General features: G+C 43.3%; 15 protein-coding genes. 11 read left to right on the top strand and 4 right to left on the bottom strand.

Annotated elements, in window-relative coordinates; translation table 11 throughout:
• The first annotated feature begins 259 nt into the window (after positions 1-259).
• Both PBN151_RS14260 and PBN151_RS14255 read left to right on the top strand, forming a co-directional pair.
• Positions 260-1084, top strand: coding sequence for a MerR family transcriptional regulator (locus PBN151_RS14260; RefSeq protein ID WP_072729497.1), 825 nt, complete (start codon positions 260-262; stop codon positions 1082-1084).
• Between the two features lie 73 nt (positions 1085-1157).
• Complete coding sequence (locus PBN151_RS14255; RefSeq protein ID WP_072729496.1) at positions 1158-2180, top strand: serine hydrolase domain-containing protein; 1023 nt, start codon at positions 1158-1160, stop codon at positions 2178-2180.
• Between the two features lie 13 nt (positions 2181-2193).
• Here the strand turns inward: PBN151_RS14255 and PBN151_RS14250 are convergent, their stop codons facing one another.
• Positions 2194-2991 (bottom strand): DUF2935 domain-containing protein, encoded by a 798-nt coding sequence (locus tag PBN151_RS14250; protein WP_072729495.1) that lies wholly within the window; start codon positions 2989-2991, stop codon positions 2194-2196.
• Between the two features lie 328 nt (positions 2992-3319).
• Between PBN151_RS14250 and PBN151_RS14245 the strand changes: the two genes are divergently transcribed.
• The 8 genes from PBN151_RS14245 to PBN151_RS14210 all read left to right on the top strand — a co-directional run bounded on the left by PBN151_RS14245 (position 3320) and on the right by PBN151_RS14210 (position 14576).
• Positions 3320-4447: an NAD(P)/FAD-dependent oxidoreductase gene (locus PBN151_RS14245; RefSeq protein ID WP_072729494.1), complete on the top strand. Its 1128-nt coding sequence runs from the start codon at positions 3320-3322 to the stop codon at positions 4445-4447.
• Between the two features lie 275 nt (positions 4448-4722).
• Positions 4723-5685: a hypothetical protein gene (locus tag PBN151_RS31305; protein ID WP_072729493.1), complete on the top strand. Its 963-nt coding sequence runs from the start codon at positions 4723-4725 to the stop codon at positions 5683-5685.
• Between the two features lie 355 nt (positions 5686-6040).
• On the top strand, positions 6041-6547 hold the full coding sequence (locus PBN151_RS14235; RefSeq protein WP_072729492.1) for an RNA polymerase sigma factor SigV: 507 nt from the start codon (positions 6041-6043) through the stop codon (positions 6545-6547).
• On the top strand, positions 6544-7413 hold the full coding sequence (rsiV, locus tag PBN151_RS14230) for an anti-sigma-V factor RsiV (protein ID WP_072729491.1): 870 nt from the start codon (positions 6544-6546) through the stop codon (positions 7411-7413). The genes PBN151_RS14235 and rsiV overlap by 4 nt, the downstream gene beginning before the upstream one ends.
• A gap of 325 nt (positions 7414-7738) precedes the next feature.
• Positions 7739-10123, top strand: coding sequence for a polyprenyl synthetase family protein (locus PBN151_RS14225; protein ID WP_072729490.1), 2385 nt, complete (start codon positions 7739-7741; stop codon positions 10121-10123).
• Between the two features lie 232 nt (positions 10124-10355).
• Complete coding sequence (locus PBN151_RS14220) at positions 10356-12536, top strand: MMPL family transporter (RefSeq protein ID WP_072729489.1); 2181 nt, start codon at positions 10356-10358, stop codon at positions 12534-12536.
• A 457-nt stretch (positions 12537-12993) separates the two neighbouring features.
• Entirely contained in the window at positions 12994-13929 is a 936-nt protein-coding gene (locus PBN151_RS14215) for a sensor histidine kinase (protein ID WP_175560714.1), read from the top strand.
• The gene (locus tag PBN151_RS14210; RefSeq protein ID WP_072729487.1) at positions 13926-14576 is read left to right on the top strand and encodes a response regulator; all 651 of its coding nucleotides are present in this window, start codon (positions 13926-13928) and stop codon (positions 14574-14576) included. The genes PBN151_RS14215 and PBN151_RS14210 overlap by 4 nt, the downstream gene beginning before the upstream one ends.
• A gap of 228 nt (positions 14577-14804) precedes the next feature.
• Here the strand turns inward: PBN151_RS14210 and PBN151_RS14205 are convergent, their stop codons facing one another.
• Together PBN151_RS14205 and PBN151_RS14200 are read right to left on the bottom strand one after the other, a co-directional pair.
• Positions 14805-16037, bottom strand: coding sequence for a cytochrome P450 (locus PBN151_RS14205; protein WP_072729486.1), 1233 nt, complete (start codon positions 16035-16037; stop codon positions 14805-14807).
• Between the two features lie 151 nt (positions 16038-16188).
• Positions 16189-17673 (bottom strand): DHA2 family efflux MFS transporter permease subunit, encoded by a 1485-nt coding sequence (locus PBN151_RS14200; protein WP_072729485.1) that lies wholly within the window; start codon positions 17671-17673, stop codon positions 16189-16191.
• Between the two features lie 240 nt (positions 17674-17913).
• Here PBN151_RS14200 and PBN151_RS14195 point away from each other — a divergent pair, with 240 nt between their 5' ends.
• Positions 17914-18504: a TetR/AcrR family transcriptional regulator gene (locus PBN151_RS14195; protein WP_072729484.1), complete on the top strand. Its 591-nt coding sequence runs from the start codon at positions 17914-17916 to the stop codon at positions 18502-18504.
• Positions 18505-19025: 521 nt separating this feature from the next.
• Here PBN151_RS14195 and PBN151_RS14190 read toward each other — a convergent pair.
• Positions 19026-19235, bottom strand: coding sequence for a hypothetical protein (locus PBN151_RS14190; RefSeq protein ID WP_072729483.1), 210 nt, complete (start codon positions 19233-19235; stop codon positions 19026-19028).
• Positions 19236-19280 lie beyond the last annotated feature (45 nt).

Below are 19280 nucleotides of genomic sequence, written 5' to 3'. Positions count from 1 at the left end.
ATGCGATCCTCCACTATGGAATCTGTTCTTCTCACTAGGATGAACACAATGCACCCTAATCAAACTGAGCGTTTCATCACATTTAGCATGTCATTTTCAGCTTTATATTATTTATGAACATCTGAAACCTAGATGGAGAGACATGAACGATAGGAGTTGACTTTGCCCTTAGGGGAAGATGTACAGTGGAGTTGAACCAAGAAACGATACACAATTCATGTTGATGATTAGATAAATGATAAAGAATGGAGGTTATCTCTTGTTATCAATCGGAGAATTCTCGAAAATATGCGGAGTGTCAACTAAAACACTTCGATATTATGGTGAAATCGGATTAATTAATCCTAGTGAGATTAACCCTGAAAATGGGTATAGGTATTATTCCATTAAGCAGCTTACAAAAATGCTTTTCATTAACCGTTTGAAATCTTATCACTTCCCGTTGGAGGAGATTAAAGACATGCTCGTGTGGGAGGAGAATGATTCGGAAGGAAAGTTGAGCGATTCCCTGAACCGCAAGCGAGAGGAATTACAACTCAAAATCCAAGCATTAGAACTTACGCTTGCACAAATGAATCATGATATTTCAATTATAGAAGAGGGCGTATCAATCATGTCGTACCTTGATCATATTGAAGTGCAACTTGTTGAGACTCAGCCTATGAATATTTTGTATATGCGTCGGATGATGAGCAGCGTTGACTACGCTGCTGGATATGGCAAGTATTTTGGTGCGCTCTATGAAAAAATTGCCGCCGATCATCTCACAATGACGGGCACACCAATGACGATTTATCACAGTCCAGAATACAACCCTGCAGGCAACGATACAGAGTTTGCTATTCCGATTCGGGAAGCAGTTAAGGGGACAAGAGATTTGCCAGAAGGACTATGCGCAAAGTCAGTCGTGAGGGGACCATATGCGGAATTAACTTCGGTATATGCCAAGTTAAGGGAGTGGGTAGAAAAAGAAGGTTATGCCCTAGTAAACTCCCCCTATGAAGTCTATGTAACGGATCCAAATCAAGCCGCTGATCCTGAGGCAATGGTTACTGAGGTATATTTTCCTGTCAAGAAAAGATAGAACCTGAGACTGCCATCATCCTTAATTAGGTTAAACAAATTAACTAGGACAGTACTCTTGAAGGAGTTGCGATATGAATAGAAATGACTTAACAATTACAGAATGGCAAGTTGAAGTCCCATCTGTCTTGCGAATGGACGCTAATAAGTTATCAACGCTTGAACCTATCATACAATCAGAGTATAGCAATATAAACGGGATTGTCATTGCGAGACATGGATTCATTGCTTACGAAAGGTATTTCAATAGCTTCGGCCCAGATGATACGCACCATGTAGCCTCGGTGACGAAAAGTGTGCTCTCCACGCTGATAGGAATTGCTATAGATGCAGGCTACATTCAACATATAGACCAGAGGGTGATCGATTTCTTCCCTGAATATGTGCCTGATTCGGCTGACAGACAGAAGCGAGAAATCACCCTTCGTCATCTTCTCACGATGACGGCTCCTTATTCATTTGAGGACTGGCGGGAGCCGCTGGACAAGATGTGTATGCAGCCTGACTGGGTAACTTATTCACTCGATATGTTGGGACAGGATGGTAGCATTGGAGATTTTAAATACTCAACCGCGGGGGCACACTTACTATCGGCCATTATTACACGCAGCACAGGACAAAGTGCCCAATCGTTTGCCAACGAACGATTATTTGCACCCCTCGGCATGAGCATAATTCCTGATTTTGAAATGAAGGAGTATGACTTTGAGCATTTATTCGGGAAGAAGGTAAAAGGGTGGGTGAAAGACCCGGACGGCAACTCTACAGGAGGGTGGGGACTTACATTAAGTCCCCGTGATATGGCTCGGTTCGGTGTTCTGTATTTGAACCGTGGTAGTTGGAACAATCGTCAAATCATATCAAACACATGGATTGATGAATCAATAGCGATGAACCTCAATCATTACGGGTATCTATGGTGGCTGCGTGAAGAGAATGGGGTACTTGCTTATATGGCACTAGGCGATGGCGGCAACGTTATTTGCTGCATTCCAGATCAAGATCTGGTCATTGCCATTGCATCTGAATTCACCATGAATCCTCGGGATAGATGGACACTGATTAAGGAATGCATTATCCCGGCAGTTATAGACTAAGTAAGTTTGAAACTTACGGTTTCACATTCCCCAAGCTATTCTCGAACATATCAATGATTTCAAGGAAGCGTTCAGCTTCACGAAATACATGGTCGGCTAGCAATGGATGAATAATGCTCTTGATTTTACATGCATCAATCAAGTCTCTCGCCGTCTTTTTGAAATCACGCAGGGAGGTTACGGAGACGCGGTTCTGATCCAAAAATTGTTCCAATAGCGGCTTCGTCTGCGATTGTGGTCGCATGTGATCTAAATCAATCGCTTGATAGAGCAGCTGGTCAAAGTCATGACTAAAATTGCGGGCCTGCTCAACTAATTGGCGTTCAGATGGATCAAGCAAATGCCCAATAAACTTCGCGTGATCGGCCATGATTTTCAAGAAGAATACATTTTCATTAATGATTGCATCGGGGAGTGGATCCAACTGACCATTATTCAGCTGTTCCATACGATTTCTGAAATAGTTGGCTTCCCTGCTCGTATGATCAATAAGCAAGGGGAAGTTATTCGCGCCTGGCATCTGGCAAGTGAGCACAAAGCCGAGTATTTTACGTTTGAAGGCCCATATGTACGCCGCTGCGTTGCGCACTTCTGTATTAAAACGAACAATTACTTGTGGATCTGTATCCTCCTTATAAGCATGCGATTGATTTTCAATCTGCTCAAACAAGGAATAGAACTGATTCGCTTCATTGATAAGCTGTGTATCTTCACATCTAAATCCTAGCTTTAAAAACAGAGAATGTTCTTTCATAATGCGCGACCAAAAGCGTATTTCGTCTAGTGAGCGTGAGACAAATAAGTCCGGCACAGTGCACACCTCCAATGGATAAACAATGGAAAGTCCTTAGTTCATCGTATTCTCTGGCATTCAGATTATGTAATATTTCAAACATAGGGAATGAAAATTAGCCCAAGTCGTATTTTTCAGGTATTGTTGAATGAACGTGTATGTAAATAAACAAGAAATAAGCTAAAGTGTCAGGAAGAGCTTGAACCATCAAGCTCTTCTTTTGTTGAACTTTCAGCTCAGGAATTGGTTCTTCGCTGAAAACAGAAACTGGAACCTATCGCTTATGTTATCCTTTCAAGAAAAGTTCGTTATAATAGACTCAGGAAATGAGGAAAGGAAATCAAGTATGAAAAAAGTCATCGTTGTAGGAGCAGGAATTCTTGGGGCATCGACCGCTTACCAGTTGGCTAAGTTCGGAGCGAATGTCCTGATTGTAGACCGTAAGGATCAAGGACAAGCTACAGACGCTGCAGCAGGGATTATATGTCCATGGCTGTCACAGCGACGCAATAAAGCTTGGTACCGATTAGCGAAGGCCGGAGCCCATTTCTATCCGCAGTTAATCCAGGATCTCCAGAGCGAAGGGGAGACGGATACGGGTTATGCGCAAGTGGGAGCTCTCTGTATACATGAAGATGTTGAGAAACTCATCAAAATGGAAGAGCGCGCATACGTACGTAAAGCAGATGCACCAGAAATCGGGGAGATCACACAGCTTGATGAATCAGAAACGCAGGAACGATTTCCTCTGTTGGCTGAGGGATATCGATCCGTACATATAAGTGGTGCCGCTCGAGTAGACGGTCGTGCACTTCGTGATGCTCTGCTCCGATCCGCTCAAAGAAATGGCGCTGTCTTTATAAATGGAGATGCTGCGCTTCAATATGAGTCGAATCGTGTTACAGGTGTATACGTAGGTGAACAGAGCTACACATCTGAGCTTGTAATTGTATGTGCAGGAGCATGGGCTAACCCGCTTCTTCGACCATTAGGGCTTGACTTTCAGGTAGGCTATCAGAAGGCGCAAATCATGCACTTACGAGTTCAAGGGAAACACGACACTGGCAGCTGGCCTTTAATTATTCCGCCTTCTGATCAATATTTGCTTACCTTTGACCAACAGAAGATCGTGATTGGAGCCACACATGAAAATGATGTCGAAGGTTATGATACGAGAGTAACAGCAGGGGGAGTACAAGAGGTTCTAAATAAAGGATTGCATTTAGCACCACAGTTAGCGGACAGCACAATGGAGGAGATTAGAGTCGGATTCCGCCCTTTCACACCAGGCTTCCTTCCCGTTATCGGCGCTGTTCCCGGCTGGGCGGGGCTTATTGCAGCCAATGGGCTAGGATCATCTGGATTGACGGCAGGGCCTTATTTGGGTAGCCAACTTGCCAAAATGGCACTGAATATGGAGCTTGATATCGATCCGGCTGACTATGATATTCGTAATGCCATGGAGGAAAGCTGAAACTCAGACCATCGATAAGTAGCAACATAATTTAATTTTTAGCAATGATAACAAGATTCAAGATCGTCATAGGTTCATGAGTACAATAACGCCGCTAGCTTCCGCCTCGAAGTATAGCGGCGTCTTTCTATGCCGATGATTTCGTTCCCTTGACACATTACGTCACCATATACAATTCAGCATTCTCCTTGTTCTTTTTATCGAAATCAAACTTTTTCAGATAGCTTATTCGTCTTTCTTATGTACAGCAAGCAAGAATACATGGAGGTAACATAATGAAAAACCAACAAGCAAAGAAAATTCCTTTATTAGCGATGGCGGGACTCATTTGTGCTGTCAGCATCGGAACACCGCAAGTAATATTTGCAAAACAGGCATCCTCAACTCCAAAAGCAGTAACTCAACCGACAAAAAATAATAAGTCATCAAATGTAGAGATTGGCCAAAAATGTAGAATCCCAGAATTAAAACTAAAGGAAAATACGTATGTCCTTGATTATAAGCAATCCGAAATTACTGGGGATAACATTCAAGACAACGTGATATTGGTCGGGACAAAAGAAAAGTTAAATGGAAAACTGGATACTTATGCGAGAGACTTGTCCATTATCATTCAGGACGGAAAAACCAAAAAATACGTGAAATACGATTGGATATTCAAAGGATCGGACGGAAAAATGTATCGAGAAATCGGAAGAGAACCGAATTTGATTATTGGCGACTATACGGGCAATAAAGTGAACGATATTATCGTAACGGCCCCTCAAGGCGGAAATGGCGGATTCGTGGATCATCTTATCTTAACTGGGGAAAACCTTAACCTCAAAGATGTTATGGCGGATAATCAAGCGCTATACGAGAATTCTCAGGCAAAATTCAGCGTTAAACTGCCTGCTTCATGGAATGGACATTACAAGGTAAACCCAATTTCAGGCGCAGAGGCAGATAAAGTTATGCCATTCGCAAAGCATGTCGTGCAGTTCGAATACGTGACGAAAGATAACAAAGATTCGGAAATAATGATGATGATCTCTGTTTTTAACAAGACTGATTGGAGCCGCCTCTCCAATGAAGATGGCCCGCCTGTAGGGAGTGTAATTGCAGAGGCCGACGGTATGGTATATGTATCTACAACGCCACAATCCAATCCATTTGATCCGAAGTCCAAAGATGGCAAAATGTTCGATCAACTCTATCAAGATCTAAATTTGAATAAATCTTTCGAGCTGATTAAATAGGTTTTTAGTTCACACATCTAAGAGATATAGAAAGGTTATCAATACATCTGCAAATTAGATATAAATATCAATGAACCTGCAGGACACGAAAACTCGATTTTCCTTTTAAAGAGGAGATCGAGTTTTTTTGATTTCATTAACAACGTAAAATGTTGAACGATGATGACAGTACCTATATTTACATCACAGAATGATCTTACTTTTGTGATTAAATAAAAGTTGCCCAATGATCTCGATAAAAATGAAAATTTTACATCTACTTTTCACTACTCAAGTACAAACTTTTTGAGTTGCTGTCTTCGTCTTATTCTATAGCAACAAAAAGATATGCGCATATCAAAGGGAGAATCTCTGCATGAATCACAAGTTCGAAAAGTTACTTATTCGTTTCATTACGGAACATAAAGAGGATATATATCGATTGGCTTATAGTTACGTTAAAAATGCTGAAAACGCACTGGATATTATCCAGGATACCATTCATAAAGCTCTGTCATCATCAGAATCGTTGAAATCCGAAGGCTCGATAAAGAGCTGGTTTTACAGAATATTAGTCAATACAGCGATCGATTTCCTAAGAAGGCAAAAAAAAATACAGATTGTAGATGATAAGACATTGGAATTACACACCCCAGCAGGAGAAGATGTCTACCAAGACATTGATCTTGAAAACGCATTGGATGAATTGCCTCCTGCATACCGGACTGTCATTGTACTTCGATATTTTGAAGATATGAAAATAGAAAAAATTTCGGAAGTCATGAATGAAAACGTCAATACGATAAAAACACGGTTATATCAAGGACTCCGCAAACTCCGAATTAAATTGAGTAATGAATTGTTAGAGGAGGTAAAGAAATGAGCGAGCAACTTGACCGTCTAAAAAGAAAATATAAAGATATACCCATCCCTAAAGAATTAGATTCTGTTGTAAAGAGTGCGATAAAACAAGGGAAAAAGAAACGGAAACGAGTGAACTGGACGAAGAAGCTGATTGGAGCAGGCGCAGCTGCAGCTATTCTGATGATAGCTGGGATCAACACTAGCCCCGCCTTTGCAAAAGCCATATCGAATGTGCCCTTGGTTGGTTCGCTCGTCAGTGTGCTCACGTTTACTGAATTTACTGTGAATGAAGAGACCGCCAAAGCCAATATCAAGGTGCCTGCCATCACGAATATGGATAATAAAGCACTAGAAACTGCCATAAACAATAAATATCTCGAAGAAAATAAAAAACTGTACAATGATTTTAAAGATGAAATGGAAGAAGTAAAGAAAAGCGGCGGGGGACATGTAGGTGTAGAAAGCGGCTATGAGGTCAAAACTGACAACAATCAGATACTTGCCATTGGCAGATATGTTGCAAATACGGTCGGTACATCATCTACTACATTTACGTACAATACGATAGACAAACAAAATCAACTATTAATTACTTTACCAAGTTTATTTAAAGATAATAGCTATATACAGCTTATCAGCGAAAATATTAAAGAACAGATGAAACAGCAAATGAAGTCGGATTCCGATAAGACCTATTGGTTAGATGGTGAAATGGGCTTCAAAACCATAACTCATGATCAGAGCTTCTATATAAACAATAATGGAAAACTCGTCATTTCCTTCAATAAATATGATGTCGCACCTGGCTATATGGGCGTGGTTGAATTTATCATACCGACAAAAGTAATTGCGGATGTACTAGTAAGCAATGTTTATGTCAAGTAAGGGATGTTCAAGATGTACTCCAAGCAACATTACGTCTGCTTGTTGTGCTCTCTTTACGTTTAGGACGTGCTGTATGAGCGCTGTACTATTTGCCAAACGCGATGATTCGAGAATACATTACCGTCGTTGTACTGGCTCGTTAGCAATAACATTCATAAGTTTCCACATAGCTGCCTTCGTCTGGGAAGGCAGCTTCTTCGAGTTAAGAGGTGATGCGCCTAAAATACGTAACCCAAAATATTCTTGTACGTATAATGATAATAATTGTTGACGAGTTGACGCATGCACAATGAATAATCTTATCGAAGTCGAGGGAAGCCACCTGATGAATGAAGCACTTATCGATCATGCCCATACTGCATACCGGCAAGCTGAACAGCGAGCAGCGCAATATTTTGCAGCGTTGTATGAACAGACAGCTACGAAGACTCACCTGACTAAGTTAACAGAGGATTTTCGCTTATGGAAGAAGGGTCATCTTCCTCGTCATTCATGGTTATCTATTTTTTCAAAAACCAAGAAAAAGCCATCTACGAAAGAGTACTACAGGTATATTCAATGGCTGAATCAAACTGGCAAGCTAGATGATTACTTGGATCGAAGCGTATCCTACATGTACATGAGAGATCTGGGCAAGTCCCTAGATTCTCCTGACATACGCGCTCGAGTGAAACGCCTGGCTACCGATATCAAGCAACAGCTTGTTGCCTCTCAGGAAATAAGGAATCAGAAACAACCTCCAGAATTGATGAGCTTATCGGGATTGTATCGTTGGGCTCAGAAGGTGGGAATTGAAGAGGACGTCATCTGGGTAATCAACAAGCTGAATGCCGTATCCTCTCATATTCCGAAAGAGATGAATGCAGAGCATGCCCAGCGCAAGCTGATTAAGATCATGCTCGGGGTAGTTCTGAATATGAAGGAAGAAATAGATGATAATGCGCCCCCAGCAGAACGTGCCAAGCGGCTCGGTGATGCAATCAGACTGGGATATAGCTATGGTCTGACCTACCCGTTCATTGACGACCTTCTGGATTCTGGAGCATTAACGCCAGAAGAACAAGTGCAATATTCACATATGATTCGAGAGGCTTTGATTACTGGAATCGTTCCGGAGCTCGGAATGTGGACGGGTAAGCACACCGATATGTTTCACTTTATCCACTCTGAGCTGAGCGAAGCGTTCACCTATATTAAGGGTTACCAAAATCCACGGTCTGAGAACACTTTTTTCGAGCAATCCTATGTGTTTTTTCATTCTCAGGACATTGATCGTGTCAAAGATCTAGCAAATGCAAATTATACGAATGAAGAGCTTTATATCCCAATCATCCTAAAATCATCATCTTCCCGCTTAATCGTCCGTTCGGTTATCCGTGCACCTGAAGATTCCGGGTTCGAACACCGGACATTCTATTACGGAATCTATAATCAGCTGGCGGATGATTTCGCGGATATGTTCGACGATATGCAGGACGGGGCTGTAACGCCCTATACGTATTATTTGAAGTATCATCAACAACGGCCTGATTTACTAAATCCGTTCGAATTGTACTGGTCAGTGATCTCCCATATTATCCATCAGGTCCATCATTCTGATGCTGCGACGCGCGAGGTCATATTGGATCGGGCAATCAATGGCTTGAAGCGCTGCAGAGAACGAGTTGGGGAAGCTAAGTATGAAGAAATCATGGATATATTCGACTTCAATGAATCGGCCTTTCTTTCTCTTGTGCAACAGATGGTGCAGAAGGCGGACAACGTGGATTTCTTCGATAAACTGCTTCGCGATCAGCTCGTTATTCAACTCGCGAACAATCGGAAGGAGAAGGAACATTTCCATAGTTCAATTGCAACCATTCGACAAGAGATTAACAGCATACTTCATATCACCAAGCCTAGCACACTTCCAATTGAAGATTCACTATTTGACGCAGCCAATTACAGTTTGACAGGTGACGGGAAACGATTACGCCCTATATTAACTTGGGTCATAGGTGTGAATGAATATGGGCTGCAGTCAACTGCCATCGTACCGCTGCTTCGATCATTGGAATATATGCATACAGCATCTTTAATCTTCGACGATCTTCCGTCTCAAGACAATGCCGATACGCGCAGGGGAAAACCTACGCTCCATAATGTATATAATAGCGCCACTGCGGAACTGACAGCTCTATTGCTAATTCAGAGGTCGATTCAAGAGCAATCCTCCCTAGATAAATTTGATGCTGCAACTGTTCTGAACTTAATTCGGTATTCGGCATGCAAGACAGAAGAGTTGTGCAGAGGCCAAGCGATGGACTTGCAGTCAAAAGGAATGCCGCTGACGTTAGAGCAATTGAATGCCATCTGTTTCTACAAAACAGGGGTTGCCTTTGAGGCATCCCTCGTCATGCCTGCAATTCTAGCCAAGGCTCCTGAAGCTGAGATTGCGATATTGAAGAAATTCGCCTATCACGCTGGTATTGCCTTTCAAATTAAGGATGATTTGCTTGATCAAGAAGGGAATATGCACGTGCTTGGGAAACCGGTTGGGCAAGATAAGGAGAACAATAATTCGAATTTTGTGTCCATCCTAGGTGTGAATGAAGCGAGGAAGATGATGTGGGAACACTATTGTCTTGCAGCGGAAGCCTTGCAGAAATTCCCTCGCAATATTGCATTTTTGAAGCATCTACTGAATTATATCGTTACCCGAGATCGCTAATTCGGACATTGCGTAATCATAATGTATATATAGAAAAAAGGTATAGACATTCTACCGCGTAAACCGCGGTTTTTTTATGCTCTTTTACGCCGTGAGGCTTTCTATTTAGCTTCGATTCACGAAAGGGCATGCCCGAAAGTACATTCTGACTCTGCCCGCATGTACGATTTCAAATGTCTGTTTGATCGCTATAATGACAGATATTCATGCTAGTAGAGGATGGTGATTACACATGGCAGCGTTCTTGTATAAGCTTGGTATATCAGCTGCTCGTAACAGAAAGAAAGTCTTGTTTGGAAGTATAGCAGTACTTATCATCGCCGTATCAATTGGTCTTGGAATGGGAATCCATTTAAACGGTGAAATAACCATTCCTGGCACCAAATCCGAGGAAGCAATGAAAGTATTGAAAAAAGAGTTTTCGCAAGGAACTGGCCCTGAAGGCGGTACAATTCAAGTGATTTTCAAAGCCCCAGAAGGTCAAACGCTTGCATCGAAATCCACGCAAAACATAATCGCCAAGACGCTAAAGTCTATATCGAAAGACTCCGAAATTGCATCGATCGTCAGCCCATACGAGGCAGGTACGATCAGTTACAAAAAAGAAATCGGATATGCGGTTATTACGTACAAATCCGAGGCTTTGCAAGTCACAGATGCATCTAAAGAGCTCGTATTGAAAAGTGTGGAGCAGGCGCGTAACGAGGGCTTGCAGGCTGAACTCGGCGGAACCGTCGAATTCTCCGAGCTTGAAATTGGCGGGACGTCCGAGATCATTGGCATTATTGCCGCATTTATGATTCTGGCGATAACATTCACATCCTTGCTCGCTGCTGGTTTGCCTATACTGACAGCAATCATTGGACTTGTGATCGGGGTAATGTCCGTCATCATTGCCTCTAATTTTATTGAAATGGCATCATTTTCTTTGATTCTTGCCATCATGCTTGGATTAGCAGTCGGAATCGACTATGGTTTATTCATTATTTCGAGATTCAGACAAAATCTTGTTGAAGGCAAAGACGTGGAGGAGTCCATTGCGCATGCAAATGCTACCGCAGGCAGCGCTGTTATTTTCGCCGGATTGACAGTTATCATAGCACTTGCCGGATTAGCCGTAACGGGTATTCCATTCATTACGGTCATGGGCGTGGCGGGAGCATTCACGGTACTTGTGGCCGTACTCATTTCCATCCTCGTCGTTCCTGCGCTACTAGGAATGGCAGGTGAGCGGATTCGTCCGAAGTCGAAAGCTGCCTCCATTCAGAATCCTCCTAAAGACAATGAGCACTCGAGTCGTTGGGGACGAATCGTTACGAAATATCCATTACCGATCGCGCTTGCAGGTGTTTTGCTGTTAGGAGCAATAAGCCTGCCTGCACTGCATTTGCAAACCGGTCTACCAGATAAAGGCTCTAAATCGATCGACACAACGGAACGCCGCGGGTATGATTTAATAGCAGAGGGGTTTGGGCCTGGAATGAACGGACCGCTCGCTATTATTCTTAAGGCAGAGACAACAGACAACGTGCAAGCAACATTCGCGAAGATAGGGAAGGAACTAAGCAAGCTGCCAAATGTGGCAATGGCAACGCCACCTGTTCCGAATGCAACAGGTAAAATAGCCATGGTAACGATTATTCCTGGAACCGAACCGAAAGATGAGAAAACAACTGACTTGGTTCATTTGATCCGCGATAAGGCGGCTGAATTTAAGCAACAGGATCAAATTGAGGTTATGGTTACAGGTTCAACAGCAGTAAATATTGATATCACCGAAAAATTAAATGAGGCTTTGCCTAAATTTGCTGCTCTGATTGTGGGACTTGCTTTAATTCTTCTCATGATGGTATTCCGATCCATCTTGGTGCCAATTAAAGCCGTGATCGGTTATCTTCTTACGCTTACAGCAACGCTTGGATTCGTCGTATTTGTCGTGCAGGATGGCAATCTGGCTAAGCTGTTCGACATTCCTGTAGCCGGTCCTGTATTGAACTTCCTGCCTATCTTGACTGCAGGGATTTTATTCGGATTAGCTATGGACTATGAAGTATTTCTCGTCAGCCGCATGCGCGAAGAATATAACCATTCAGGAAATGCGAAAAATGCCGTATTGTCCGGTCTTAAAAATAGCGGAAGCGTTGTAACGGCAGCCGGTCTTATCATGATTGCCGTGTTTGCAAGCTTCATCTTCGTTGAAGATACTATGATTAAATCAATGGGCTTAGCTTTAGCGTTCGGCATCTTGTTCGATGCATTTATTGTAAGGCTGACAATCGTACCTGCGGTCATGACACTAATGGGTCGCTCCGCATGGTACCTGCCGAAATGGCTTGGACGCATATTGCCGAATATCGATGTTGAAGGCGAGTCTATTGAGAGAGTATCGGAGCTAAAGAAAGAAATCGTCTAAAAAGATCGAATAGATATATATCTGGTAGTACATCATTGCCCAATCGTACATGAGGGGATCTGCCCTTATGTACGATTTTTTCATGTTTACAATAGGGGTATAATAGAAAATATAATCGAAAATCGGAAAAAGTTGAAATACTGGATAGAACGAAAGGGGAGGACACATGGAAACGGGAAACGAGTTCAAGCAGAGGTCGCACATAAATCGATATAACGAATTACCCGATGCCATGTTTAATGCCAGAGTCCCGAGCTTGACTTGGGTTTTTTTCATTTATTTCATATCTATGTTTGTACAGATATTACACGGTCCCTCGTTTATTTCTTTATCCTTCTTTTCGGGATTGATGCTTCTCCACGCCTCATTAATTTGGCATTTCTCGTCTCTTACGGCAAAATATCCTTGGGTCTACTTCATGATTCAAGGCCTAATTATTATGGGATGTGCGCTTATTATGGATCAGGCCCTTTTTATGGTCTTGCTTGGGATGTATCCCGTGTTGACGGGTCAAAGCGTTGGTGTCTACGATGACAGAAGTAAAATAGTAATGCTGTCTGTTGTGTATTATGTATTATTTCTATCAACTCTCTACATGATGGGGCAATCCGAATCAATGGTTTTAATGACGATCTTGTATGCGATGATGAACGTCATTCTCGTTTCGTTTGCCGATTTATTTTTAGAACAGGTTCATGCTCGGTTCCGTACCCAAGCCTTTCTTGAAGATCTAGAGCGCGCACATCGCAAGGTTGAGGAATTGACACTGGCTAACGAACGTCAACGAATGGCTCGGGATTTGCATGATACGCTGGCCCAAGGTCTTGCGGGTATTATTATGCAGCTGGATGCTGTCGATGCACATTTGACGAAAGGCAACTCCCAAAGAGCACAAGAAATCGTTCAACATTCCATGGTTCATGCGAAGAAAACATTATCGGAAGCCAGGTTGGCGATTGATAATCTTCGTTCCAAAACGTTTGCAACAGTCGACTTCTCGGATGCGATTCACAACGAGGTAGAACGGTTTCAGAATGCCACCGGCATTCAAGTGCTTCTTGATATGAACATAAAGGGAAGCATACCTAAGTTGATGATGGAGCATGGACTTTACATTATAGGCGAATGTTTAACGAACGTTGCCCGGCATGCGGAAGCCAATCATGTGTGGCTATATGTTCGAATAGAGGACGGGAACATGAAGTTGGAAATCAAAGACGACGGGATAGGAATTGCTTTGAGTCAAAAGGATTCCTTAACTGGACATTATGGATTAATCGGCATAAAGGAGCGAGTTCGCATCTTAGGGGGAACACTTGTTATTACGAATAATATTCCTCGCGGAACGCTGATTCGGATAGATACACCTGAGAAAAAAGGAGAGAACTCATGACTTACAACGTACTTATCGTCGACGACCATCTTGTAGTAAGAGAAGGGCTCAAGTTTATGATCGAGACGAACGATAATTTTCAAGTCGTAGGAGAAGCAGCGAACGGAGTGGAGACTCTCCGACTATTGGAATCTCTTACGCCCGATGTCATTTTGATGGACTTAAATATGCCTCAAATGAGCGGATTGGAGACGATGAAGGAACTAAAAGAAAGGAACTTCGATATCCCCGTCGTTATATTGACGACTTATAATGAAGATGAACTGATGATAAGCGGGCTGGAATTGGGGGCAAAAGGATACCTCCTGAAGGATACCGGCAGAGATCATTTATTCCGAACGATCGAATCCGCGGTTCGTGGCGATACGCTTCTGCAGCCTGAAATTATGGAAAGAGTATTCGCGGCAAGGAATAAAGGCAATGATAAGCGAGATACGTCCACAGAACATATGGTACTATCCGAGAAGGAACGAATCGTCCTTCAGGCCATTGCGCGGGGGTATCGCAGCAAAGAAATAGCTAGTGATATGGGTATATCCGAACGTACAGTCAAAGCTCATTTGACGAGCATCTATAACAAGCTAGGAGTGAATTCGCGATCTCAAGCAGTCGCTGTCGCGGTTGAACGGGGCATCGTCCAGTTTTAAGATGCCTGAATAGCCGATTGATGAGCCTCTATAGTACCCCACATAACATGTTGAAATTGAGCCGAGCTCGCAGAATCAAAACGCCAATCGATAGGTTCATATCGATTGGCGTTTTTTGGAAATAGGTATGAAACAATTTAAATTAAGCACTCGCAGTCGAATTCAAGATCAACGGACTGCGCCATTTGGAAGACATCCGATATTCAATCGCTGAATCGGCTAAATAAACTACCAGCGTTTTACACGCATTGGTAAATGAGTCAGCGTCTGCCCGGCAGCAAAAGGCGTCAGATTTTCCTCCAATTTGAATCCGGGAACCGGCTCAATACGTTGGAAATGATCCATAAACAACCTCAGACCAATGTTTGCCTCCAGCCGTGCGAGTGGAGCACCAAGGCAGAAGTGAGGGCCGTTTCCAAAGGTTAAATGCTGCTTGTTATTTGGACGGTGAATGTTCAGTGTAAACGGATCCGCAAATACCGCCTTGTCCAAATTGGCTGCGCTCATCCAAGCGATAACGACATCGCCTTTTTTGAGTTCCACGCCAAGCACATTGTTATCCTGCTTCACTGTCCGATCCATCTTGGTAACATGGAAACGGTAGCGAAGCATTTCTTCGACTGTATTCGGAAGAAGTTCGCGATTGGCCTGTACCTCCGCATAGATTTGATCGTTATCATACAAAAAGGAATAGAACGTGTTCGCTAGTAAATGACTTGTCGTTTCAATGCCAGCTCCCAAAATGAACATGGTCATACGGACAATCTCATCATCTGATAATCGATCGCCGTCGACTTCGGCCCGAATCAAGTCTGAGATGATATCGTCGGTGAGATGAGTTCGTTTGGCAGCTACATGCGGGTAGAGATAGTTGTAATAATTCTGCGCCGCTACTCGCTTCAATTCTTGTACATCCTCAATGTTATCAATCGGGAATGGAAGGAACAGATGATCCACCCATTCCTTGAAGAGGAAGCGATCCTCCGATGGGACGCCAAGCAGATCTGCAATAACGATCGTCGGCAGCGCGCTGGTAAAGCTCCTGACGATATCGATGATCGGTTCGTCTCCCATATCCTCGATTAACTGACCAACCACTTGATGGATTCGCGGCTCCCACAAGCTTAGGCTTCTAGGCGTAAATGCCGCGGATAAAAGGCTTCGGCTTTTGCGGTGCAGCGGGGGATCCGAGCTCAAATTGATTCGTTCAGGAGTACTGCCTACCTCATTGTCGGCCCCGACGCTGATTGTTGTCCTGACTCTCTCACTAGAAAATAACTTGTAATCGCTCAATACTCTTCTGACATCTTCATACCGAAACACGTTCCAGGTATTCGTAGCTTCGTTGTAGTGAATCGGCTCATGTTCCAAATGATGTCTGTACCATTCAAAGGGGCTGAACTCTTCGATAGCTGATCGAAACCGGGTAATTTTAGCTGAAAGGATAATTTCTTTCTGCATGTTACTCCCTCCCAATTTGAATAATAAGGTTTATGTTCAAGTTAATAGAGATTAACCTAACATATAATTGGTGGAGGCCACGACTAACAGACCTGTGCCTAAAGGTTCGCCAGCAGTAAAGCGATGATGAGTGAGTTTTTTCGTTTGCTTCTTAGGCCTCTTTTACAATGGCTTTTTTCAAAGCAGCTTCAGGAGCTTCCTCTTGAGTTCGAGAAGTACGTTTGATAAAGAATGAAAGAATCAATCCAATAACCCCAATTCCGATTATGACAACGTAAGCATCGTTAATCCCTAAAATAGAGGCTTCTACGATCATATCCTTTTGTGCTGCACCGGTTGTCCCACTTGCGGCCATCATATCCGCAAGATGCGATTTGGTCTGATCCGTCATAACCGTGACGAGAAGAGAAGTCCCTACTGCACCCGCTACTTGTTTAACCGTGTTGGATATTGCGGTACCGTGTGCGTGTAATCTGGAAGGCAGTTGATTCAGACCTGCTGTCTGAATAGGCATCAGCAGCAGCGCCATTCCGATTCTACGGATCGTTGACATCAGAATTAAATAGGTATAACTAGTTGAGTCGGACAACTGGACGAAACCGGAAGTGGCCGCAATCGTTATGATCATCCCCGTTATGGCAAGCCATTTTGCTCCGAATCGATCATATAGCCGCCCAGCAACAGGCATCAGCAGACCCATCGCAAGCGCACCAGGGAGCATGAGCAGACCAGATTCCAGTGCAGAATAACCTCGTGCATTCTGGAGGTACAGCGGAAGCAGCATCATATCTGCGTACATCACCATGGTGATCATGATGTTAATGATGGTTGTGAGCGTGAACATATTGTACTTGAAGACTCGAAGATCCAGCAGTGGGCTTTCGGAAATGAGCTGTCTCCATACAAAAAGAACAAGGGTCATGATGCCGACGGCAATAGACAACAGCACCTGGGCACTTTCCCAACCTTGACTTCCTGCAGCACTGAAACCATATAACAGCGTGCCAAATGCAATGGTGGACAGGATAACACTTAGAACATCGATTTTCGTACGGACTTGCTCCGACACATTTTTTAAATAAATATGACCGCAGATGATGACAAGCAAGGCTAGCGGGATCATGCCGTAGAACATTGTTTGCCATTTATAGTTTTGCAAAATATAGCCGGCTAGTGTAGGCCCAATCGCTGGGGCAAATATAATGGCAAGTCCCATCGTTCCCATGGCTGCTCCCCTTTTTTCGGGTGGGAAGAGCACCAAAATAACATTCATAAGCAGCGGCATGATAATGCCAGCACCTGCTGCCTGAATCATCCGCCCTGTTAGGAGAAAGGGAAAGCTTGCTGCAAATGCGGACACAATTGTACCAGCAAGAAAGATTACCATCGAAGCTTGAAACAGCTGCCGAGTAGTAAACCTCAGCATGAGATAAGCCGTAATAGGGATTAGAATTCCGTTTACCAGCATATAGCCGGTTGTCAGCCATTGCGCCGTGGAAGCCGCGATAGTAAAGTCAACCATCAATTCCGGAATGGCTACGCTCATGACTGTCTGATTCAGCGTTGTAAGAAAGGCGCCCAAGATCATGATAAACATAATCGTGCCCTTCTTTATGGAACCGTTGGTTGTTTCCATGCGTTTACTCAACTTACTCCTACCTTTCGTTTCTCTATAGACTTAATTTACAATGTGTAAGATAATTAACATTGTATAAAATAGATTATAGTTATACAGGTTAGGGCGATCAATCAACGCATTTTCACAAAATGTAAATTAGTTATCATTTGGCTTGCAAAGTGTAAAGTAAGCTGGAGATTTACTGCAAATTATTTATAAATTGTTTATTATCTTGTGAATCGGAAAGGAAAGAGCTGAATGCCGGACAATTCCAAATCTCAAACAGACCCAAGAATTCGCCGTACAAGGCAGTTAATAAAGGATGCCTTTGTTGATATGCTGCAGAAGATGGAGATAGAGAAAATGTCCATCAGCGGTATTGCTGAGCGGGCGACCATCAGCCGCGTTACCTTTTATCTTCATTATCGCGATATCCCGGACATGCTGAACAAGATGGCGGACGAGATGATTGAAGATCTTCAGCATGCCATGAATAGCAATCCTGCTCACCCTAATAGTCCTGAAGACAACGATTGGTTGAAGCTAGTAGGGATGCTTGAGCATATTGCTGAAAATGCGCCATTTTATAAGGTTACTTTAGGATCGAGGCGAACCCCTATTTTTACAGATCGGCTATTAAAAATGCTTACCGGGATAATTACGGCAAAGTTCGAAAATAAGGAGACTGGCTCTTCGAATAATCGAACAGCCATTCAAAAGGATATTGCCATTTGGCATGGCTCCTCTGCCTTAATTGGAACCATCGTAGGCTGGCTGCGCAACGATATGCCTTACACGCCAGCTTTCTTGGCAAAACAACTGTACTTGCTTCACTCTCAAGATCTATAAGGCTACTAGCGAAAATCACATTGGCGACGAATAAATTAGCAAAGGCCTAAATTTCTCAGTGTTGTAAACGAGAAATTAGGCTTTTTTTATGTGGTCTCCCTTATCAATGCCAGCGTAATGGGAACCTATGAATCACGACCAATCCGAAGGATACGAAAATCCCAAAAGCTCATAGTGGAGTTCGGTCAGCAGGGATACCTGCCTAACCATATTTTGGTGGGCGGGTGTCATAGGAACACTAGCGGAACCAATTTCATAAATTATCTAGTCGAGATGGATGATGGGCAGCATGCCGGTCGGATCCAGCTCTAACATTTTCGTTTAACGATAGTCACATGCATGTACAGTGAAATGAATGATGAGGAGGGTATAAAATGAACGATTTTCAGAAGGATCTGCAAAACTTGAATGTCGGCAAGTTCAATTCGACGGGGATGACGTCTGCGTCGGGGCAAAATCAGAACGGAGCAGGGGATTCACGCTTATGTGTTGGCTTTTGCTTTTTTTGTGTAGGGTTTTGTTCATGCAGCAACTGTTTTCGCTGTAGCAACTGCTTCAACTGCGCACGTTGCAGTAACTGCTTTAATTGCGCCCGCTGCAGTAGCTGCGCACGTTGCGGAAGCTGCGCTCGCTGCCGCTGAGTACCAAAAAGCTCCCTTAGCGATACGAAAACGGTATGCCCCTACAGTGTCTCGTCCTGTAGGGGCTGTTCCTTTTTTAGTTTCTGGCATGACGGACAAAATGCTCTACATAACTTATAAATGACGGATAACCGA

This window comes from Paenibacillus sp. NAIST15-1, from assembly GCF_001894745.1.
In the GTDB taxonomy this organism is placed as follows: Bacteria; Bacillota; Bacilli; order Paenibacillales; family Paenibacillaceae; genus Paenibacillus_B; species Paenibacillus_B suaedae.
Note: the sequence above shows the minus strand (reverse complement) of the source record. Positions and strands in the feature narration are given on the sequence as shown.